This is a genomic window from Pseudomonas hunanensis (assembly GCF_013393325.1).
Classification (GTDB): Bacteria; Pseudomonadota; Gammaproteobacteria; order Pseudomonadales; family Pseudomonadaceae; genus Aquipseudomonas; species Aquipseudomonas putida_P.
In genome coordinates this window covers 38,707-58,961 of sequence record NZ_QJRC01000100.1, presented here as the reverse complement: position 1 = coordinate 58,961, position 20,255 = coordinate 38,707, and the positions used below count along the sequence as shown (strand labels likewise).

The 20,255-nt window shown below is 64.3% G+C and carries 18 protein-coding genes; 6 read left to right on the top strand and 12 right to left on the bottom strand.

The window, feature by feature from the left end; translation table 11 throughout:
* Positions 1-97 precede the first annotated feature (97 nt).
* Positions 98-988 (top strand): LysR family transcriptional regulator, encoded by an 891-nt coding sequence (locus DM807_RS24810; RefSeq protein ID WP_060492976.1) that lies wholly within the window; start codon positions 98-100, stop codon positions 986-988.
* A 40-nt stretch (positions 989-1,028) separates the two neighbouring features.
* Here the strand turns inward: DM807_RS24810 and DM807_RS24805 are convergent, their stop codons facing one another.
* Together DM807_RS24805 and DM807_RS24800 are read right to left on the bottom strand one after the other, a co-directional pair.
* Positions 1,029-3,455, bottom strand: coding sequence for a TonB-dependent receptor (locus tag DM807_RS24805; protein WP_179028101.1), 2,427 nt, complete (start codon positions 3,453-3,455; stop codon positions 1,029-1,031).
* Between the two features lie 147 nt (positions 3,456-3,602).
* Complete coding sequence (locus DM807_RS24800) at positions 3,603-4,727, bottom strand: sigma-70 family RNA polymerase sigma factor (RefSeq protein ID WP_012271478.1); 1,125 nt, start codon at positions 4,725-4,727, stop codon at positions 3,603-3,605.
* A gap of 135 nt (positions 4,728-4,862) precedes the next feature.
* Between DM807_RS24800 and DM807_RS24795 the strand changes: the two genes are divergently transcribed.
* Complete coding sequence (locus DM807_RS24795; RefSeq protein WP_012271477.1) at positions 4,863-5,345, top strand: LEA/WHy family protein; 483 nt, start codon at positions 4,863-4,865, stop codon at positions 5,343-5,345.
* Between the two features lie 18 nt (positions 5,346-5,363).
* Here the strand turns inward: DM807_RS24795 and DM807_RS24790 are convergent, their stop codons facing one another.
* The gene (locus DM807_RS24790) at positions 5,364-5,627 is read right to left on the bottom strand and encodes a hypothetical protein (RefSeq protein WP_012271476.1); all 264 of its coding nucleotides are present in this window, start codon (positions 5,625-5,627) and stop codon (positions 5,364-5,366) included.
* A 128-nt stretch (positions 5,628-5,755) separates the two neighbouring features.
* Between DM807_RS24790 and DM807_RS24785 the strand changes: the two genes are divergently transcribed.
* Positions 5,756-6,076, top strand: coding sequence for an ElaB/YgaM/YqjD family protein (locus DM807_RS24785; protein WP_012271475.1), 321 nt, complete (start codon positions 5,756-5,758; stop codon positions 6,074-6,076).
* Positions 6,077-6,098: 22 nt separating this feature from the next.
* Here the strand turns inward: DM807_RS24785 and DM807_RS24780 are convergent, their stop codons facing one another.
* Complete coding sequence (locus DM807_RS24780) at positions 6,099-6,716, bottom strand: MiaE family protein (RefSeq protein WP_179028087.1); 618 nt, start codon at positions 6,714-6,716, stop codon at positions 6,099-6,101.
* A gap of 152 nt (positions 6,717-6,868) precedes the next feature.
* Between DM807_RS24780 and DM807_RS24775 the strand changes: the two genes are divergently transcribed.
* A complete protein-coding gene (locus tag DM807_RS24775; protein ID WP_060515246.1) occupies positions 6,869-7,732 on the top strand; it encodes a universal stress protein in 864 nt (287 codons plus the stop codon).
* Positions 7,733-7,892: 160 nt separating this feature from the next.
* Here DM807_RS24775 and DM807_RS24770 read toward each other — a convergent pair whose 3' ends face one another.
* The 7 genes from DM807_RS24770 to fepB all read right to left on the bottom strand — a co-directional run bounded on the left by DM807_RS24770 (position 7,893) and on the right by fepB (position 16,206).
* Positions 7,893-8,096 (bottom strand): formate dehydrogenase subunit delta, encoded by a 204-nt coding sequence (locus DM807_RS24770; RefSeq protein WP_012271472.1) that lies wholly within the window; start codon positions 8,094-8,096, stop codon positions 7,893-7,895.
* Positions 8,093-10,975, bottom strand: a complete 2,883-nt coding sequence (fdhF, locus tag DM807_RS24765) for a formate dehydrogenase subunit alpha (protein WP_012271471.1) — start codon at positions 10,973-10,975, stop codon at positions 8,093-8,095. Before fdhF ends, DM807_RS24770 begins: the two co-directional genes overlap by 4 nt.
* A complete protein-coding gene (locus DM807_RS24760; protein ID WP_179028086.1) occupies positions 10,972-12,531 on the bottom strand; it encodes a formate dehydrogenase beta subunit in 1,560 nt (519 codons plus the stop codon). Before DM807_RS24760 ends, fdhF begins: the two co-directional genes overlap by 4 nt.
* A complete protein-coding gene (locus DM807_RS24755) occupies positions 12,525-13,007 on the bottom strand; it encodes a formate dehydrogenase subunit gamma (protein ID WP_012271469.1) in 483 nt (160 codons plus the stop codon). The genes DM807_RS24760 and DM807_RS24755 overlap by 7 nt, the downstream gene beginning before the upstream one ends.
* Before the next feature lie 252 nt (positions 13,008-13,259).
* On the bottom strand, positions 13,260-14,303 hold the full coding sequence (locus tag DM807_RS24750) for a FecCD family ABC transporter permease (protein WP_123108947.1): 1,044 nt from the start codon (positions 14,301-14,303) through the stop codon (positions 13,260-13,262).
* Positions 14,300-15,304: a FecCD family ABC transporter permease gene (locus DM807_RS24745; RefSeq protein WP_179028085.1), complete on the bottom strand. Its 1,005-nt coding sequence runs from the start codon at positions 15,302-15,304 to the stop codon at positions 14,300-14,302. The genes DM807_RS24750 and DM807_RS24745 overlap by 4 nt, the downstream gene beginning before the upstream one ends.
* Before the next feature lie 2 nt (positions 15,305-15,306).
* Entirely contained in the window at positions 15,307-16,206 is a 900-nt protein-coding gene (gene fepB / locus DM807_RS24740) for a Fe2+-enterobactin ABC transporter substrate-binding protein (protein ID WP_179028084.1), read from the bottom strand.
* A 110-nt stretch (positions 16,207-16,316) separates the two neighbouring features.
* Between fepB and DM807_RS24735 the strand changes: the two genes are divergently transcribed.
* Positions 16,317-17,120 (top strand): ABC transporter ATP-binding protein, encoded by an 804-nt coding sequence (locus tag DM807_RS24735; RefSeq protein ID WP_012271465.1) that lies wholly within the window; start codon positions 16,317-16,319, stop codon positions 17,118-17,120.
* A 9-nt stretch (positions 17,121-17,129) separates the two neighbouring features.
* Here the strand turns inward: DM807_RS24735 and DM807_RS24730 are convergent, their stop codons facing one another.
* A complete protein-coding gene (locus DM807_RS24730) occupies positions 17,130-17,948 on the bottom strand; it encodes an IclR family transcriptional regulator (RefSeq protein WP_060492981.1) in 819 nt (272 codons plus the stop codon).
* A 220-nt stretch (positions 17,949-18,168) separates the two neighbouring features.
* Here DM807_RS24730 and DM807_RS24725 point away from each other — a divergent pair, with 220 nt between their 5' ends.
* Entirely contained in the window at positions 18,169-20,253 is a 2,085-nt protein-coding gene (locus DM807_RS24725; protein WP_012271463.1) for a TonB-dependent receptor, read from the top strand.
* The last annotated feature ends 2 nt before the right edge of the window (positions 20,254-20,255 follow it).

The following is a 20,255-nucleotide window of genomic DNA, read 5'->3' as shown; positions in this document are numbered from 1 at the left end:
ACACCTCGGCTAATGGGTGGATGCCGCGAGCATGCCAGCCGGGTTACATTGCAGAAATGGCAAGTTTGCAAAGCTGACATTCACCAGGACCAATGTAATGCTCGGACAATTGCACGACCCCGATCTGCACCTGCTGCGGCTGTTCGTCACTGTAGTCCAGGCCGGTGGCTTCAGCGCCGCGCAAGGCGTGCTGGGCCTGAGCCAGCCCACCATCAGCCAGCGCATGGCACAGCTGGAGGCTCGCCTGGGTTACCGCCTGTGCAGCCGTGGCAAGGGTGGTTTTCGCCTGACGGACAAAGGTGAATTGTTATTGGAGGCGGCGCGTGGCCTGCTGCTGAACATCGAGCAGTTCCGCCAGCAGGCCAACGGCGTTGCTGGGCGGTTGCTGGGCAACGTGCGCATCGGTCTGGCGGAAAACCAGGACAAGGCAGTCAGCCTGAAGCTGGCGGCGGCCATTGCGGCGTTTCGCAAGCGAGAGGAATCGGTGCAATTGGAGCTGATCAGTGCACCGCCAGCGGAGCTTGAGCGGTTGTTGCTGGAGCAGCGGCTGGACTGTGCCATCAGCTACTTTTCCGGCAACCAGGCGGCCTTTGATTACCAGCCATTGTTCGAGGAGCGGCAACGGCTGTATTGCGGCAAAGGGCATGTGCTGTTCGGCGAGTCGGGGGTTGGGCTTGAGCGGCTGCTGGACATGGACCAGGTGCGCCATCCGTACCGTTTTCTCAAAGGCGGTGAGCCGTTCCAGAGCCAGCGCAGCATGGCGGTGGCAGAGCAGATCGAGAGCGTGCTGACGTTCATTCTGTCGGGGCGGCATATCGGCTACCTGCCATGCCACTGCGCGCAGGACTGGGAGGCCGAGGGGTTGTTGTGGGCGCTGGACCCGGGGCTGGATTTCGTGGTGCCGTTTACCCTGGCCCGGCACCGGGCGCAGGGTGTTGGTGAAGCACAGCAGGCGTTTGCGCAGGACTTGCTGGCAGCATTTGCCTGAACCGGCCCGCGCCCACAGAGGCCAGTTCAGGCTGCAACACTCAGTAAGCCATGCTCCAGGTCAGCGTGTAGGTGCGCCCACGCCCTTGGTAGTCATACAGGTACGCTGGCCCGTAGGTTGGTGAATAGAACAGCGTCGCACGCTGCCCCCAGACCGTGCTGTACTGCTTGTCCAGCAGGTTCTGGATGCCGGCGCTGAAGGTACCGAAACCGGTGTCCTGGCTGCCCAGCAAGTCGAAGGTGGTGTAGCCGTCGATCTCATGGTCGGCATCGTCCTTCAGGCTGAAAGCATGGTTGGCTTGCAACCGCGCGCTGCGGCCATCGCCCTTCCAGCCGACGAACGCGGTGGCCTTGGACAGCGAAGCATAGCGGGCATCACGCTTGATCCAGCCACCGTCTGCAGCCTCTTCTTCGGAGCGGGTCAGGTGCAAGGTGCCGCCGGTTTCCCAACCGGCCTGGTAGTGCCGGGTCAGCGCACCTTCAAAGCCAAAGTCGCGGCTCTTCTGCTCTTCCACGTTGATGGTCAGCGTTTGCGAATCGACGTTGATGATCTTGTCCGACCAGATGTAGTACAGCGCTGCCTGGGCATCCCAGTCCAGATCGGCATAGCGCCAGCCCAGCTCCACCTGGCGGCTCTTGATGCCAGCCAGCGGGTTGTCGGCCACGTTCAGGCCCGGCTTGCCGTAGTACTTGGCTGGGTCCGGCAGGTCGAAGCCTTCGCCGTAGTTGGTCCACACCTGGTGGCCGTTCTTGAAATCGTAGATGGCACCGACGTTGAACAGGTTCACCTGGTAGTCGTTGCTGCCGCCCGGTACGCCCTTGAAGTCGCTGACATCCACGTCCATCTGCTGGCGACGAGCGCCGCCCGAGAACGTCAGGTTGTCGGTGGCGTGCCAGTCCAGCTGGGCATACACCGACACACCATCGACCCGATAGCTGGGGTAACGCGCCGCCTTGCTGTCCTTTTCCATCTCCAGGCCGCCCGACTCGGACGAAGTCAGGGCATTGAAGGTGGTCTGCTCGGCGTTGAAGCGCTCGCGGTCCAGGTCGACGCCGTAGGTCAGCTTCAGCGTGTCCCATTGCTTGGCGAACAGCCCCTTGAGGCTGGTGACCTCGAAGTTCTGCTGCGAGGCAGCAAAGTACACCCCGCGCGAGCCGGTGGGCGTGGCACGGTTGTAGTACGGGAACGGGTAGAAGTTGTCGTCTTCCTTGCGGTACGAGGCTTGCAGGTAGAAATCCTGGCCCAGCACGTCGTTGTGGTGGTAATTGGCGTTCAGCAACAAGCGTCGGGTACGCGGCTCCAGGTCCGACGAATAACCGCTGCGCAGCTCGGCGTCTTCCAGGTCTGACGGCGCGTTGTAGTTGAGGTTGGGGAAGTAGATACCCGTGCTGCCGTGGTTGCCCGAGTCATAGTACTGGGCCAACAGGTCGAGGCTCTGCTGGTCGTTCAACTGCAGGCCCAAGGTACCGAGCACATCGATGGTGCGGTTGTACTGCAGGTCGGTCTGGGTGTTGTCGATGAAGATCTGGTCGCCTGCACCATCGTAAAAGGCTTCGTTCTGCTCACCGGAGATACCCAGCCGGGCATTGACCCGCTCGTTGCCGCCGCTGATCGACTGGGCGAAGCGAGTGGCCAGGTCGTCGCTGTTGTTGAAGCCGCTGCTGGCGCCCAGCTGGGTCTCGAACCGCGCCGGGCCGGGCTCGCCCTTCTTGGTCACGATGTTGATGATGCCGCCGGTGGCGCCACCGCCGTAGATGGCGCTGGCACCCGACAACACTTCGACGCGCTCGACGTTGAACGGCGAAATGCTGTCGAACTGGCGCGACAGGCCGCGCGAGCTGTTCTGGCTGACCCCGTCGATCATCACCAGCACGTTGCGCCCGCGCATGTTCTGGCCGTAGTTGGTGCGCCCTTCCGGCGCCAGGTCGAGGCCCGGCACCAGCTTGCCGATGGCTTCCTTCAGGCTGACACCGCTGTCGATCTGCTCGCGCAACTGCTGCTGCTCGACCACCCAGACGGTGCCGGGGATTTCGCTGATTGCGGTGCTGGTGCGCGAGGCCACGCTGACTTCGATCGGCTTGAGGTTGACCGCCTGCGGCGAGGCCTCGGTTTTACGCAGGGTGACCGTACGGGCATCGCTGAACTGCCAACTCATGCCGCTGCCGGCCAGCAGCTGCTGCAGGGCCTGCTCGACACTGTAGCTGCCCTGCAACGCCGGGCTGGCCTGATCTGCGACATCACCCGTGGTGAACAACAGGTGCAGGCCAGCCTGGTCGGCGAAAGTGGTCAGGGCCTGGCCCAACGGTTGGGCTGGCACGTCGAGCTGAACCTGGCGAGCCTGCATCTGGGTCTGTTCGGTGGTCGTCGCGGCCCACACATGCAGCGGACCGACCAGCATGGCCAGGGCACTGCAGGACATCAGGGCGTGGTGAAGAGAACCGCGACGGCGGTGCAAGGGCTTGAGCATCAGAGGCACGTATGAGCTTCCTGACAAGTCGTAAATGAGAATGGGTTGCTGATCAGTCCCACTACGACGATCTGGCTTGCACGAACTTGCAGTGCCAAATGAAAAATATTTTTATTTCTGTACTGCGACGAGGTCGCTGCAGGCCGATCAATACACCACGGCCAACCACGGCAGGTAGGTAACCTTCAGGCCATATCGCTGCTCCAGCGTCCGCAACAGGGCCTCAGGCTCATCCAGATCAAATACCCCGCTCACCTCCATCGCTGCCAGCTTGCTGTCGGACAGCACAATGCGCCCATGGCGGTATCGCTCAAGCTCCTCCAGTACCTGCCCCAGCGGCTTGCCGTTGAAGATCAGCTTGCCGCGCTGCCAGGCCATTTGCATGCCGGCATCGGCCGCTACCGCCAGTTCGCGTTGACCTACCTTGGCCTCACCGTGCGCCAACACCACGTGGCCATCGCGGCGCACGCTGAAGGTCGCGGCAGTGCCCTGCACCCGCTCACCGGCGGTATCGACCACAAACGGCCGTGAATCAGCAGCGGTCTCGAACAATGCTTCACCGGCATCAAGCACCACACGCCGCTCATGCTCACTGAAAACGACGCTCATGGCACTGGCGCTGTTCAGCGTCACCCGCGTACCATCAGCCAACGTAATGATCTGCCGCTCGCCGACAGCAGTGTGGTAATCCGCCAGCAGCATCGGCGCCTGCCGCCAACCCGCCACGGCGGCGACCAGCACCACCACGGACGCCGCCACACCCGCCTGCTTAAGCCAACCGCGGCAATGGCGCAGCGCCTGGCCGATGTACTTCGCCACCATGCTCTCGGAAACGCCCAGGCGTTGCGCGATCTGCTTCTGGGTCAGGCCTTCGACGCGGTTGAGCAACAGCGCCCGGCGGGCGTTGTCGGGCAGTTGCAACAGCGCCTGGTCAAGAATCCGCAGGCGCTCGCGGGCCAGCAATGCCGCCTCGGGCGCCGGTGCCGGGCAGGCCACCTCACAGGCGCCGTCACTGTCGTCGTGGCTGGCGGCGATGCGCTTCTCGCGGCGCAAGGCATCGATTGCCAGGTTGCCGGCCACGCGAAAGATGAAACTGCGCGCATGCAACACCGGCACCGCCTGCTCGTCGATGTTCACCAGTTTCAGATAGGTTTCCTGCGCCACGTCGGCGGCGCGCTGGCGGTCGCTCATGCGCCGGGTCAGGAACTGCAACAGGTCGTCGTAGTGCTCCTGGAAAGTCGCCAGCAGGCCCGACACGGGTGACGTCAGCATGGGTTTGGAAACTGCCAGTAAGATGAGTTATCGGGCGTTAATGAGAAACAGTATCTTTCATCTGCGAGGATACTTTCAACGCCGACGCGCATTTGCCACACTGACCGTTCGCTCACTTTGGCAAGGTCGCCCTCAATGACTGCCCGCCTGCACCACTGTATCCGCCTGTTTCTCGTCCTGCTGATGGCGTATGGCCTAGGAGCCTGCGCCCTGTTCCAGCCACGCGACCCGGTCAACATCAGCGTGATCGGCATCGAGCCACTGCCCGGCCAGGAGCTGGAGCTGCGCATGGCGGTGAAAATGCGGGTACAGAACCCCAACGAGGCGCCGATCGATTACAACGGTGTCGCCATCAACCTGGAAGTCAACGGCCAGCCGCTAGCGGCCGGGGTCAGCGACCAGCAGGGCCATATTGGCCGATATGACGAAGCGGTAATCGTGGTGCCCGTCAGCATCACGGCGTTTTCCTTCCTGCGCCAGGCCTATGGGCTGGGCAAGGTAGAGTCGCTGCAGGGTTTGCCCTACACGCTGCGCGGCAAGCTGGCCGGCGGGCCGCTGGGCACCGTGCGCTTTACCGACGAGGGCAAGCTGGACCTGCCCAAGGGCGCTTACTGGTAAACGCCCGGTGGGGTGTGCTCAGCGGTTGGCGCTGGCCGCGGCCATCAGCTTGTTGACTTCGCTGCGCACCATGCTGGCGTACTCGGGCGGCGTCATGGCGTCCAGTTCGGCGCGTACCCACTCGGCCCACTTGCCCTTGCGCCGTGGCTTTTCGGCAATCAGCCGGGCCGCATCGCCCTTGGCCTTGCCCAGGTTGTTCTGCCACATCTCGAACAGCCGAGCCTTCTCTGCCTCGATCTGCGCCCGTTCCTCGAAGCTCATGTTGGCCAGATTGAAACTCATGAAGGTACCTGCAGGTTTGAAAATGGCCGCTATCTTACACCCAGGCAACGCAACATCGGAAAGCCGCCGCAACTTTCCCGACGTGGCGGTATCCATTGTTCACACCCCCCATCGACGAGGACGAGTTCATGGCCCGGAAAAACGCCACGCTGGCGGACAGCGATCAGATCAAGGACCAGGTATTCAGCGAACTGCAATCGCTGATCGAAGAATCGGAAAAACTGCTGAACGACAGTGCCGCCCTGGTGGGCGAAGAAGCAGAAACCCTGCGGGCGCAGGTCAGCCTCAAACTGAAACAGGCGCGCCAGGCCGCAGGCAATGTGCGGGACAAGGCGCAACCGGTGGTGGACGCCACTCAGGATTATATTGGCGGCCACCCCTGGCAGACCGTGGCCATTTCCGCCGGCCTCGGCCTGGTGATCGGCCTGTTGCTGGGCCGGCGCGACTGAACCCAGGGCCGCCTGTTGCGACTCAGGCGGCCAGCGCCTGGGGTATACCGCTGTGGAAGCGCAGCTCCTGGTCCGGTGACTGGATCAGTTCCATTTCCGCAGCGCGCACCAGTTCCACACGGCGGGCGATGTCCGCCTCATCGCCGTAGTTGTGCGCCAGTTTCAGGTAGCCCTCATAGTGGCGCGCTTCACTTTTCAACAAACCGTGGTAGAAGCGGCCCAGTTCTTCATCCAGGTGCGGCACCAGCGCAGCGAAGCGCTCACAGCTGCGCGCCTCGATGAACGCCCCCACCACCAGCGTATCCACCAGTTTCACTGGCTCGTGGGCACGTACCAGGCGGCGCAGCCCCGACGCATAGCGCCCCGCCGACACCGGGCGCAGCGGCACACCACGGCGCTTCATCAGGCGCAGCACCTGCTCATGGTGCACCAGCTCCTCGCGGGCCAGGCGCGACATCATGTTGATCAGATCAAGGTGCGTGTTGTATTTGGCCATCAGGCTCAAGGCCGTGCTGGCGGCCTTGAACTCGCAGTTCTTGTGGTCGATCAGCAGGGTTTCCTGGTCGGCGAGCGCCGCTTCGATCCAGGCATCTGGCGTCGGGCAACCAAGAAAAGCGTCGATTTCGGGGATCAGGGACATAAACGTGCAACCACAGGAACAGGCAGAGGCGGCGATTATACCGACGGCGGCGGGTGGCGCCAGTGACTATGCTTGACGTATATCAAGCGCCAGCGGGGGAAGCGCCGACTATAGTCAGGCATTGGTCGCCACCTTTGAGGGAGTTCACGCCCATGCAAGCCGTCCGCAGCATCCTCGTCGTCCTCGACCCTGAGCACGCCCACAGCCGGGCGCTGACCCGGGCCAAGCTGATTGCCGGCGTCACTGGCGCACGCCTGCACCTGCTGATGTGCGACAAGAAGCATGACCACCACGCACTGCTTAGCTTGCTGAGCAGCCAGTTGCACGATGACGGGTACGACAACGTCACCCACGAGGAGGCCTGGCGCGACAACCTGCACGACACCATCATCTATGTGCAGCAGGCCGAGGGCTGCGAGTTGGTGATCAAGGAACACCGCCCGGACAACCCGCTGAAAAAAGCCTTGCTCACCCCCAGTGACTGGAAGCTGCTGCGCCAGTGCCCGTGTGCGGTGCTGATGGTCAAGAGCGAACGGCCGTGGACCGGGGGCAAGATTCTGGCTGCGGTGGACGTGGGCAACCAGGACGACGACCACCGCCGCCTGCATGCGAGCATCATCGACCATGGCTATGCCATCGCCGGGCTGGCCAAGGGCGAACTGCATGTCATCAGTGCCCACCCGTCGCCAATGCTGTCGGCCTCGGACCCGACGTACCAGTTGAGCGAGACCATCGAAAACCGCTACCGCGAAGCCTGCAAGGCGTTCCAGGCCGAATACGGCATCAGCGAAGACTGCCTGCATGTGGCTGAAGGGCCGGCGGATGTGCTGATCCCGTTTACCGAGAAGAAGCTTGATGCGGTGGTGACGGTGATCGGCACCGTATGCCGCACGGGGATTTCCGGGGCGTTGATTGGCAATACTTCGGAGGTGGTGCTGGATGAACTGGAGGGCGATGTGCTGGTGCTCAAGAGCGAAGAAGCCATCGCCCACCAGGCCGAACTGGCCCGCGGCTGACGCAATTGCCACGATTGGCGCGGTCCCTGTAGGAGCGGCCTTGTGTCGCGAAAGGGCCGCAAGGCGGCCCCAGAAATTTATGCATCAAAGCTGAAATCTGGGGCCGCTTCGCGGCCCTTTCGCGACACAAGGCCGCTCCTACAGGGACCGCGCAGGCCCGCTAGGCCATCGCCTCGCGCACCTTCGGGTCCAGGCCCTCCCCTGCGTTGGCCTCGATCCACTCCGCCAGTTGCCGGCGCATGGCCGGCGTCCAGAAGCTTTGCAAATGCTGCCGCACCCCCTGCACCGCCAGCGCCCGGTTTGGCTCACTGTCGAAGTAATGGGCAATCTGGTTGGCCATCTTGACCAGGTTGTCACTGCTCATCGGCGCACCTCGGCTTTTTCCGCTGTGCGGCGCTCTATCAGCAGCCGCCGCTGTTCATCACTGAAGTCCTGGTAGCGCTTTTGCCATTGTGATGGCTGGAACACTTTCACCACTTCCACAGCCGTCACCTTGTACTCGGGGCAGTTGGTGGCCCAGTCGGAGTTGTCGGTGGTGATCACGTTCGCCCCCGATTCAGGGAAGTGGAACGTGGTGTACACCACGCCCGGCGCCACCCGTGCGCTGACCTTGGCACGCAGCACGGTCTGCCCGGCGCGGCTGCCGATTCCCACCCAGTCACCGTCCTGAATGCCACGGCTTTCGGCGTCGGTCGGGTGGATCTCCAAACGGTCGGCGTCATGCCAGGCGACGTTGCCGGTACGCCGGGTCTGAGCCCCGACGTTGTACTGGCTGAGGATGCGCCCGGTGGTCAGCAGCAGCGGATAGCGGTTGTTGACCTTTTCGTCGGTGGGCACGTAGCCGGTAAGCATGAAGCGGCCCTTGCCACGCACGAACTGGTCGATGTGCATGGTCGGTGTGCCATCGGGTGCAGCATCGTTGCATGGCCATTGCAGGCTGCCATGGCGGTCGATCTCGGCGTAGCTTACCCGGCGGAAGGTCGGCGTCAGGCGAGCGATCTCGTCCATGATCTCGGACGGGTGGCGGTAGTTCATCGGGTAGCCCAGGGCGTTGGCCAGGGCCACGGTGGCTTCCCAGTCGGCCTTGCCGGCCAGCGGCTCCATGACCTTGCGCACCCGCGAAATGCGCCGCTCGGCATTGGTGAAAGTGCCGTCCTTTTCAAGGAATGAACTGCCCGGCAGGAACACATGGGCGAACTTGGCGGTTTCGTTGAGGAAAATATCCTGCACCACCACGCACTCCATGGCGTGCAAGGCTGCCGTGACGTGCTGGGTGTTGGGGTCGCTCTGGGCGATGTCCTCACCCTGGCAGTACAACGCTTTGAAGCTGCCGTCCAACGCAGCCTCGAACATGTTGGGAATGCGCAGACCAGGGTCGGGCTGCAGGGTCACGCCCCAGGCTCGTTCGAACTCGGCGCGCACGCCCTCGTTGGAGATATGCCGGTAGCCGGGCAGCTCGTGGGGGAACGAACCCATGTCGCACGAACCCTGCACGTTGTTCTGCCCGCGCAACGGGTTCACCCCTACCCCCTCGCGGCCGATATTGCCGGTGGCCATGGCCAGGTTGGCGATGCCCATCACCGCAGTACTACCCTGGCTGTGCTCGGTCACGCCCAAGCCGTAATAGATGGCTGCGTTGCCGCCGGTGGCATACAACCGCGCAGCGGCGCGGATCTGCTCGGCAGGCACACCACAGACCGGGCCGAGCACCTCGGGGGCGTTGTCTGCCAGGCTGACGAAGTCGCGCCAGCGGGCGAAGTCTTCGGTTTCGCAGCGGGCATCGATGAAGCGTTGAGCCAGCAGGCCCTCGGTGACTATCACGTGGGCCAGGGCGTTGAGCATGGCCACGTTGGTGCCTGGGCGCAGTTGCAGATGCAGCTCGGCACGGGCGTGCGGCGAGTCGACCAGGTCGATACGCCGTGGGTCGATCACGATCAGCCGAGCCCCCTGGCGCAAGCGACGCTTGAGTTGCGAACCAAACACCGGGTGAGCATCGGTGGGGTTGGCGCCGATCACCAGCACCACGTCGGCCTGCATCACCGAATCGAAGCTTTGCGTGCCCGCCGATTCACCCAGGGTCTGCTTCAGGCCATAGCCAGTGGGCGAATGGCACACCCGCGCGCAGGTATCGACGTTGTTGTTGCCGAATGCCGTGCGCACCAATTTCTGCACCAGGTAGGCTTCTTCGTTGGTGCAGCGGCTGGAGGTGATGCCGCCAATGGCGTCGCGCCCGTACTTGAGCTGGATGCGGCGGAACTCGCTGGCGGCATAGGTCACCGCCTCGTCCCAGCTCACTTCCTGCCACGGGTCTTCCAGGCGCTTGCGAATCATCGGCTTGGTAATGCGGTCCGGGTGGGTGGCATAACCCCAGGCGAAGCGGCCTTTGACGCAGGCGTGGCCATGGTTGGCGCCGCCGTTCTTGTCCGGGACCATGCGCACCAGCTGGTCGCCCTTCATTTCGGCGCGGAACGAACAGCCAACGCCGCAGTAGGCGCACGTGGTAATGACCGAACGCTCAGGCTGGCCAAGTTGCACCAGGCTCTTTTCCGTCAGGGTCGCAGTCGGGCAGGCCTGCACGCAGGCGCCGCACGACACGCACTCGGAAGTGAGGAAGTCATCACCACCCGCTGCCGCTACCCGCGATTCAAAACCACGCCCGGTAATGGTCAGGGCAAAGGTGCCCTGGATATCCTCGCAGGCGCGCACGCAGCGGCTGCAAACGATGCACTTGCTCGGCTCGTAGTCGAAATACGGGTTGGAAACGTCCTTTTTCTCGGCCAGGTGGTTGGCGCCGTCATAGCCATAGCGCACCTCGCGCAGGCCCACCTGGCCAGCCACGGTCTGCAGCTCGCAGTTACCGTTGGCCGAGCAGGTCAGACAGTCCAGCGGGTGGTCGGAAATGTACAGCTCCATCACGTTGCGGCGCAGGCCGGCCAGGCGCGGGGTTTCGGTACGTACCACCATGCCTTCGCTGACCGGCGTGGTGCAGGACGCCGGGTAGCCGCGCATGCCTTCGATTTCCACCATGCACATGCGGCACGAGCCGAAGGCTTCAAGGCTGTCGGTGGCGCACAGTTTGGGGATGCTGGTGCCGAGCATCGCGGCGGCGCGCATCACCGAGGTGCCGGCGGGCACACTGATGGCGCGGCCGTCAATGCTCAGGCTGACCTGCACGTCGCTGTCACGGGCCGGGGTGCCGAGGTCGCTGTTTTTATCAGAAGCGGGGTCGAAGAAATTGATCACTGCGCGGCCTCCGTGGTGGTCAGCCCAAAATCGGCAGGGAAGTACTTGAGCGCACTGGCCACCGGGTAAGCGGTCATGCCCCCCATGGCGCACAGCGAGCCGTACTGCATCGTGTCGCACAGGTCGCGCAGCAACAGCGCCTGGTCGTGGCGTTCAGCGAGGTCGCTGCTGGCGATCAGCCGGTCGACCACTTCCATGCCCCGCGTCGAGCCGATGCGGCATGGGGTGCACTTGCCACAGGACTCCTCGGCGCAGAACTGCAGGGCGAAACGCGCCATGCTGGCCATGTTCAGGGTGTCGTCGGCCACCACTACACCGCCGTGGCCGAGCATCGCGCCCATGGCGGCGAAGGCTTCATAGTCCAGCGGCGTGTCGAAGTGGCTGGGGGGTACCCAGGCACCAAGCGGCCCCCCGACCTGCGCGGCCTTCAGCGGCCGGCCACTGGCCGTGCCACCGCCGTAACCGTCCACCAGTTCGCGCAGGGTCAGGCCGAACGCACGCTCCACCAAGCCACCCTGGCGGATGTTACCGGCCAGCTGGAACGGCATGGTGCCCAGCGAGCGGCCCATGCCGAAATCGCGATAGAACGCCGCGCCCTTGGCCAGAATGATGGGCACCGAAGCCAGGGTAAGCACGTTGTGCACCAGCGTCGGCAAGCCGAACAGGCCTTGCAGCGCGGGCAGTGGGGGCTTGGCGCGGACGATGCCGCGCTTGCCTTCGATGGATTCGAGCAACGCGGTTTCTTCGCCGCAGATATAGGCGCCGGCGCCCACTCGCACTTCCAGGTCGAACGCCTGGCCACTGCCGGCTACGTCAGTGCCGAGGTACCCCGCATCACGGGCAATGGTGAAGGCCTGGTCAAGCGAGCGGATAGCGTCGGGATATTCCGAGCGTACATAGATGTATCCCTTGTCGGCCCCGACGGCGAGGCCGGCAATGATCATGCCCTCGATCAGCAGGAAGGGGTCGCCCTCCATCAGCATGCGGTCGGCAAAGGTGCCGGAGTCACCCTCGTCAGCGTTGCACACCACGTATTTTTGCCCGGCATCGGCGTCACGCACGGTGCGCCACTTGATGCCGGCCGGGAACGCCGCGCCACCACGGCCACGCAGACCGGAATCGAGTACCGCAGCGACCACGTCGGCACCGTCCAGGGCCACGGCTACCTCCAGCCCTGCGAAACCGCCGTGGGCGCGGTAGTCATCCAGCGACAACGGGCGGGTGATGCCGGCGCGGGCGAACAACAGGCGCTGCTGGGTCTTGAGGTAAGGTATTTCTTCGACCGCGCCCAGTGCCAGTGAGTGGCCACCAGGATCACCGGCCAGGGCATCGAGCAGGGACGGCACGTCCTGCGGGGTAACCGGGCCGAAGCCCTGGCGCCCTTGCGCACTGTCGCACTCGATCAGCGGCTCCAGCCAGTACAACCCGCGTGAGCTGGTGCGTTGGATGTCCAGAGGCAACTGGCGGCGCTCGGCCTCGCGCTGCAAGGCCTCGACGACCTGATCGGCACCCACGGCGCGGGCGACCGAATCGCAGGGAATGTACAGGGTCAGCATGCAGCGTCCTCCCGGCAACCATTGACCAGGGCGCGCAGGCGCTCGGGGGTGAGGCGCGCGTGCACTTGGCCGTCCAGCTCCAGCGCCGGCGAGCAGGCACAGGCGCCCAGGCAATACACCGGCCGAAGGCTGATGGCGCCGTCGGCGCTGGTGCCATGATCGTCCAGTGCCAGCTGTTCACGCAGCTGCGCGGCCAGGGCCTCGGCGCCACGGCTCTGGCACGACTCGGCGCGGCACAGGCGCAGAGTATGACGGGCAGGCGGCGCGGTGCGGAAATCGTGGTAGAAGCTGATCACCCCGCGCACCTCGGCCAGGCTAAGGTTCAGGGCATGAGCGATTTCGGGGACAGCCGCATCGGGGATGTAACCGATGTCGTGCTGGATGGCATGCAGGATCGGCAACAGGGCCCCCGGGGTGGCCTTGTCGCGGGCCAGAATGCGCTGGATATCGGGCAGGTGGAGCAATTCATCAGGCATACAGCGGACCTCGGCATCACGGACCCTGCCTGAATGATTGTGAGGGCAGGTGTCCGGCGTGTTCTGCTGCGGCGCGCCGGCCACGTCACGGTTGCGTGGTACTGGCGGCCTCCTTGCCCACGGCCGCACATCTGCGCGCGCTGGTCCCTGGGCATCCTGCAAGCATGGCACTTGTGGCGTCGAGGGGTTGCGTGCGAGCGACCAGGCGCATCCTGAAACCGACCTGTGGTCAGGAGGCCGGCCAGCCAGGCTTCACCCTGCTCCAGACCCTTGACGCTGAGCCGTAATCAGCCACAGCAGGTAGCAACCACCCAATACTCCGGTCACCAACCCCACCGGCAACTGCGCCGTGGCCGCCAGGCGTTGGCTCAGCCAATCGGCCACCAGCAGCAGCGCCGCGCCCATCAAGGCGGCACACAGCAATGGCACCCCCGCAGTACGCGTAAGCCGCCGCGCCAATTGCGGGCCAGCCAGGGCGATGAAAGCAATCGGCCCGGCTGCGGCAGTGGCAATGGCAGTAAGCCCTACCGCTGCAAGCACCAGGCGCAACCGCGAACGCTCCACCGCCACGCCCAACTGGCCAGCCATGCCATCGCCCATTTCCATCAGAGCCAGTTCACGCTTGTACAGCAGGGCCACCGGTACCATCAGTGCCAACCCCAGCGTGGCAGGCAACACATGGGCCCAGGTACGAGTGTTGAGCGAACCGGCCAGCCACAGCTGGGCGAACAGTGCCTGGTCGAGGTCGCCGGTGACCAGCAGCAGCTGGTTGAGGCCCGACAGCGTGGCGCCCATGCCTATACCCACCAGCACCAGCCGGTAACCCTGGCCGCCCTGCCCGCGACGCGCCAACAGCAACACCAGCAACGCGGTAAGCATGCCGCCTGCAACAGCGGCCAACGCCGTGGCCAACGGGCCGGCATCGAACAGGATGATTTGCACGATGGCACCACTCGCAGCGCCTGTGGTAAAGCCAATGACATCGGGCGAACCCAGAGCATTGCGCGCGATCGACTGGAAGATTGCCCCAGCCATGCCCAGCGCCGCGCCCACCAGCATTGCCGTGAGTACCCGCGGCAAACGCACGCGGATGACAATGCGGCTGGCCATCTCGTTGTCACCCTGCCCAAACAGGCTGGTCAACACCTGGCCTGCATGGATCGGCAGGCTACCCGTACCCAGCAGCAACACCGCCAGGCCCATCACCAACAGCGACAGTGCACTGCCGACCAGCACGGCCCGCAAACTGAAACGCAGGCTCAGGGGCCCGCATCGAAGCACACGCAACCCATTCACAGCTGACATAGGCGAAACCTGCCAATCAATACGATAAAGGCCGGCCCACCAAGCAACAGCGCCAGGGTCCCGGCGGCCAGCTCCGCGGGTGCCGCCAGCACGCGGCCCAGCAGGTCGGCGCCCAGCAGCAACAGCGCAGCGATCAGCGCGGCATAGGGCAGCATGCGCCGGTAGTCCGGCCCCACCAGCGATCGTGCCAGGTGCGGCGCCACCAACCCGACGAAACCGATCGGCCCGGCAATGGCGGTAGCACTGCCGGCCAGCAACATCAGCGCCACGCAGGCCAGCGCCCAGGTCAGGCGCACATTCACGCCCAACGCCCGGCCCAGATCTCGGCCCAGCGCCAAGGCATTGAGTTGTGGCATCAAGGCGGCGGCCAGGGCCAGGCCCAAGGCGATCGCCAAGGCCGGCAATGGCAGCGCAGCCGTACTGCTGCCGGCCAACGAGCCGGCCGCCCAATTGCGGAAATGGTCATAGACCTGAGGTGGGGTGTTGAGCACGAGGATGGCCGTGAGCGAGGCCAGCAGCATGCTCAGCCCTGCCCCGGCCAGTACCAGGCGCACCGGGCTGCTGTCGGCAGCGCCGGCCTGGCCAAGCAGAAACACGACAACTCCGGCGATGCCAGCGCCGAAAAAGGCCAGCGGGATGTACTGGCTGACCTGGGTCAGACCAAACAATGCTACGCCTAGGATGACCGCGAGCGCGGCGCCGGCATTCACGCCCAGCAGCCCCGGTTCGGCCAGCGGGTTGCGTGTCAGTGCCTGCATCAAAGTACCCGCTGCCCCCAGCGCGAGGCCAGCCAGCAGCGCCACCAACGTGCGTGGCACGCGTAACTCACGCACGATGAGGTGCTCATCGTTCAGCAGGTCGGGCTGGTAGAGGGCGTCGAATACCACGCCGACGGTAATCGGATGCGAGCCAATCAGCAGGCTCGCCAGCGCCGCCATGAACAGCAGCAATAGCCCTGCCAGCAGCGCAGGGCGCAAAGTCGGGCCAGCCATGGTCAGTGGAAGTAGCCGGCGACGGTGTCGAGCATCTGCCGCCCGGAATAGTAGTCGATGCGGAACGAACTGGGCCCCAACGGGTACACGCGCTTGTGCTGCACCGCGCGCAGGTTGGCCAGCACTGGGTCGTGGAGGAAGGCTTGGGCATCTTTGTCGTCGGCGCTGAGCAGGAACACATCTGCATCACCGATGGCGGCGACCAGGTTTTCGCGGGAAATGAACTGGAATTCGGTGGCGCGAATCACCTGCCCCGCCATCGCCTCGGGCAGTTCACGCACTTGAAAGCCGAGTGCGGTCAGCAGCCTTGCCTGCGGGCTGAATGTGCGGCCGATGGAATAACTGCCACCGATGTTGTAGCCGATCAGGACGACCGGCCTTGGCGAGGGGGTCAGGCGGGCTGCCGTTTCGCGAGTGTAGTCGTCGAACCGCTGGATCACCGCCTTGGCCTGCTGTTGCAGTTCGGTCTTTTCTCCAAGCTCGGTAGCCAGGTCCTGCCAGGACTGGTTGGAGTAGTTGACCACCAGCGTCGGCACGCCCTGGGCTTTCAGCTCGGCCAGGTGCGGCGCGGCGCTGTCGGCACCGGTGGCAGACACCACCAGCAAGTCGGGGGCGCTGGCCACCACGGCCTCGATGTCGAACTGCAGGTTACGGTACAGCACCTGCACATCACGCTGGTCGGCCACAGCTGCCCATTGCGAGAAGAAGCCCTTGTCATCGGTCAGGCGGCTAGGCGTGGCGGCGGCGCTGGCCACCAAGGGGGCCTGCATGGCCAGCAGGATGCCGGTCACGCTCGGTGTGGTAGAGACGATTCGCGCGGGCGCGGCTATTGCACTCGGGATCACCCCAGCCAGCGCCAGGGCGACGGCGGCCAGTGCTGCACAAATTCGAAAACGCTTCATTGCTCGGCTTCGCTCAGAGGGAATCAGCTGCGCATGATAATACTTCTCATACAGATAATTCCATCATGTAGAATACGTTCCGCAAAATACCGGATTGCCAAGGACCCGCCATGAGCCCTCGCCTGCAAGCCCGCGCGCTGACCCTGCGCCGCGACCAAAGAACCCTGTCGCACGATCTGTCGCTGGACATCCAGGACGGTGCCTTCACTGTGATAATCGGCCCCAACGCCTGCGGTAAATCGACCCTGCTGGCAGCACTGTCGCGGCTGTTGGTGCCCAGCTGCGGCCAGGTGCTGCTCGATGGCCAGGACATTCAGCAGCGCCCGGCCAAGGACGTGGCCCGGCGCCTGGCCCTGCTGCCGCAAAGTGCCAGCGCACCGGACGGCATTCGCGTAGCCGAACTGGTCGCGCGCGGCCGCTATCCGCACCAGCGTCTGTGGCAACAGTGGTCACCCGAGGATGAACAGGCGGTACAGCGCGCGATGCATGCGACCGGCATCGAGGCGCTGGCCGAGCGCCCGGTGCAGGCATTGTCTGGCGGCCAGCGCCAGCGCGTGTGGATTGCCATGGTGCTGGCGCAGGACACCCCACTGTTGCTGCTGGATGAGCCCACCACTTACCTGGATATCGCCCACCAGTATGAATTGCTGGAGTTGCTGCGCGACCTGAACCGACAGGGGCGCACTATCGTGGCGGTGCTACACGACCTGAACCAGGCCTGCCGTTATGCCAGCCACTTGGTGGCCATGCGTGAAGGCGCCATCGTCGCCCAGGGGGCGCCGGCGCAGATCTTCACCGAGGCGCTGGTGCAGCAGGTCTTTGGGTTATCCGGGCTAGTGATTGACGACCCGGTGAGCGGGACGCCTATGCTGGTGCCACGAGGGCGACGCGAGCCTCAACCCGACGAACAGTAAGACCTGCGCTCATGCCGGCAGCACCGGCGCCGGCGCACCCAGCATGCGCCCACCGGTCGCCTGGTTGACCAACCCTGCCTCATGGAACAACGCCTGGCGATCCTCCGGTGTACGCAACTGCCCCAGGTCGGTCACCGTAGTCATCACACAAACAATCTCCTGCTGCGCATCGAACACCGGCGCCGCTTGCCCGGTCACGCTGGACAGCAAGTGGCTGGTCAATTCGGCCCAGCAATGCTGGCGGATCTGCTCCAGCACTTTGGCACTGGGCGGGGTGCCACGAAAATGCGCCGGCTGCAGCTTGCGCGCCGCCTCGATGGTAGCTTTGGGCAGGAACGCCTGGAAAATCAGCCCGCAGGCCGTGTTGTCGATCGGCAGGATATCGCCCAGAGCCAGGGGGTTGATCGAGAAGTAAGCGCTGCGGTACCAACGCACCAGTGTCGGGCCCCGGTCGGTCCAGATCGCCACCCCGCCGCTGGCGGCATGCCGCTGGGCCAGCCCCTTCATGTGCTGGGCGGCAATTTCCACGGCATCCACACGCTTGAGGGCGCCGATACCGATGCTGAGCGCGGCCGGGCCCAGGTCATACAGCGCACTGGCCGGGTCCTGCTTGGCCAGCCCCTCCTTGACCAGGCTCTGCAGGTAGCGGTGCGCCGTGGAACCGCCGGTGCCTGTGCGCCGGGCCACCTCACCCAGGCTCAGTTCATTCTCCGCATTGGCCAGTACATTCAGGAACCGCGCAGCGATAGACACCGACTGAATGGTGCCGGAACGCTTCTCGCCCGGGCGCTCCGGCTCCGTGTCGGCGGGGGACTGCAAAGTGTTCAACGGGGCTATCTCCTCATTTCTGGTTTTTCCGCCAGGCATCACTAGGGTGGCCGGCAAGCGCGGCTGCCCATCATACCGCCAGCGGCCCCGGCCTGGCGCGCACGCCGGCTAGGCCAAGCATCAGCATACCACTCTGAGGAATATATTCTTTATTGCGGAACGCAATGGCACCGTGATACCTTGCAGCGCAAACGAGGATCGTTCTCATTTGGAGGTTGTCTTGAAGTACCCTGCGCAACGCTCGTTCAGCCATGGATTCGGTGTGCTGACCCTGTCTACCCTGCTCGCAGCCCCCCACGCCCTGGCCGACCAGCCCACCACTGCCGGCAGCTCGCAGCTGGTGCTCACCCCCGTGCTGGTCAGCGGCGAAAAGGTCGAACGTGACCTGCGCAACACCGCTTCGTCGGTGTCGGTGAAAAGCGCCAGCGAAATCGACAGCCTCAAGACCGGCAATGCCTCGGTACACGAAGTGCTCAATGACGTCCCCAATGTGATCTACACCGACACGGTGGGCGCGCCGATCATTCGCGGCCAGGACACCCAGGGCCCGAACAACGGCGCCAACGTGTTCTGGGGCGGTACTGTGCCGCGCGCCACCATCAACCTTGACGGGCACTACCTGAACTACAACGAGATGTACTTTGGCGCGCCATCGGTGTGGGACGTGGACAGCATCGAGGTGTACCGCGGCCCGCAGACCACCAGCCAGGGTGCCAACGCCATTGCCGGCGCCATCGTGGTCAAGACCAAGGACCCGACGTTCACCCCGGAGGCGGCCTACCAGGCCGAGATCGGCAGCTACCACTCACGGCGCTCTTCGCTGGCAGTCTCCGGCCCACTCAGCGACAACCTGGCCGGGCGCCTGGCACTGGACTATGCAGCGCGCGACACCTTCATCGACTACACCAACCCCTCGTTTGCCAGCCACAACACCGACCAGGATTTCCGCGCCCTGAACCTGCGTGGCAAGCTGCTGTGGCTGCCTGATGCGGTGCCCGGCCTGGGTCTGAAGTACACCTTCGCCCACGGCGACTCCAATCGCCCCACCCAGGAAGCAGCCTCGCGGCCGTTCCACAAGCTGGACCACACCGGCGCCACCATGCCCAGCTGGCACCAACAGAGCAACACGCACATCGTCGACGTGGATTACGAACTGGACAACGGCATGAAGCTGTTCAACCAGACCCAGTATTCGCTGTCCAACGTGCATCGGGTGATTGGCGTGGCGAACGGCGGAGATGCCGACATTCGCCAGAAAAACTTCTCCAACGAAAGCCGCATCACCTTCGGCGAGCAACAGGACACCCTCAGCGGTATGGCTGGCCTGTACCTGGCGCGCACCGACTCGGACGAAATCCTGTATTACGGCGGCATCTCGGACTTCGACGACACCAAGCGCAACCTGGGCGTATTCGGTGAGGTCAGCTACCGCCTCAATGACCGCTGGACGCTCACCACTGCCCTGCGCCTGCAGCAGGACCAGATCCAGCGCAGCGGCACTTCGCCGTTCGCCGCCAATGGGCTGGACTACGACAAGACCTTCACCGCGCTCCTACCCAAGGTGTCTTTGGCCTACGCCCTGACCCCGCAATGGACCGTCGGCGGCATGGTCAGCCGCGGCTACAACCCGGGTGGTGTGTCGCTCAACCTAAGCAGCAAGCGCTTCGAGGCGTTCGACGATGAGCGCATGTGGAACTACGAGCTGTTCGCCCGCGCCAGCCTGCTGGACGACCGCCTGCACCTGAACGCCAACCTGTTCTACATGGACATGCAAGATGCCCAGTACAACATCCCGGTGGTGCTGGCCTCGGGCCTGACCCAGTCCTACACCATCAACGCCGAGAAGGCCCATGCCTATGGCTTCGAGCTGTCGGCGGACTACCGCGTGCTGGATAACCTGACCCTCAAGGCCAGCGCGGGTGCCCTGCAAACCCGCATCGACGACATCGACGCCAACAACCGCTATGCCGGCAACGAATTTGCCCGTTCGCCCGGTTACACCGTCAGCTTCGGCCCGAGCTGGGACATCACTGACCGCGTCAACCTCAATGCCCAGGTGCGGCACATCGACGGTTACTACTCGGACGTTGCCAACACCAAAAGCTATGCCATCGACGGCTACACCGTGGCCGACGCGCGCATGAGCTACCGCTTCAGCGACCAGGTGCAGGTGTACACCTACGTGAAAAACGTGTTCGACGAACGCACCCCTACCTATATGCAAACCAACCGGGGGATAGGCGGTATCGAAGCGAGCATGACCGAGCCGCGTACCGTGGGAGTGGGTGTCAAAGGCGCCTTCTGATG

Bases quoted from the DNA above. Each gene is read 5' to 3' on its own strand.
- DM807_RS24745 (WP_179028085.1), bottom strand. From the start codon at position 15,304: ATGGCTGGCCCGACTTTGCGCCCTGCGCTGCTGGCAGGGCTATTGCTG.
- DM807_RS24800 (WP_012271478.1), bottom strand. From the start codon at position 4,727: ATGCTGACGTCACCCGTGTCGGGCCTGCTGGCGACTTTCCAGGAGCAC.
- DM807_RS24735 (WP_012271465.1), top strand. From the start codon at position 16,317: ATGAGCCCTCGCCTGCAAGCCCGCGCGCTGACCCTGCGCCGCGACCAA.
- DM807_RS24785 (WP_012271475.1), top strand. From the start codon at position 5,756: ATGGCCCGGAAAAACGCCACGCTGGCGGACAGCGATCAGATCAAGGAC.
- DM807_RS24790 (WP_012271476.1), bottom strand. From the start codon at position 5,627: ATGAGTTTCAATCTGGCCAACATGAGCTTCGAGGAACGGGCGCAGATC.
- DM807_RS24795 (WP_012271477.1), top strand. From the start codon at position 4,863: ATGACTGCCCGCCTGCACCACTGTATCCGCCTGTTTCTCGTCCTGCTG.
- DM807_RS24780 (WP_179028087.1), bottom strand. From the start codon at position 6,716: ATGTCCCTGATCCCCGAAATCGACGCTTTTCTTGGTTGCCCGACGCCA.
- DM807_RS24810 (WP_060492976.1), top strand. From the start codon at position 98: ATGCTCGGACAATTGCACGACCCCGATCTGCACCTGCTGCGGCTGTTC.
- fepB (WP_179028084.1), bottom strand. From the start codon at position 16,206: ATGAAGCGTTTTCGAATTTGTGCAGCACTGGCCGCCGTCGCCCTGGCG.
- DM807_RS24760 (WP_179028086.1), bottom strand. From the start codon at position 12,531: ATGCTGACCCTGTACATTCCCTGCGATTCGGTCGCCCGCGCCGTGGGT.
- DM807_RS24805 (WP_179028101.1), bottom strand. From the start codon at position 3,455: ATGCTCAAGCCCTTGCACCGCCGTCGCGGTTCTCTTCACCACGCCCTG.
- DM807_RS24755 (WP_012271469.1), bottom strand. From the start codon at position 13,007: ATGCCTGATGAATTGCTCCACCTGCCCGATATCCAGCGCATTCTGGCC.
- DM807_RS24770 (WP_012271472.1), bottom strand. From the start codon at position 8,096: ATGAGCAGTGACAACCTGGTCAAGATGGCCAACCAGATTGCCCATTAC.
- DM807_RS24775 (WP_060515246.1), top strand. From the start codon at position 6,869: ATGCAAGCCGTCCGCAGCATCCTCGTCGTCCTCGACCCTGAGCACGCC.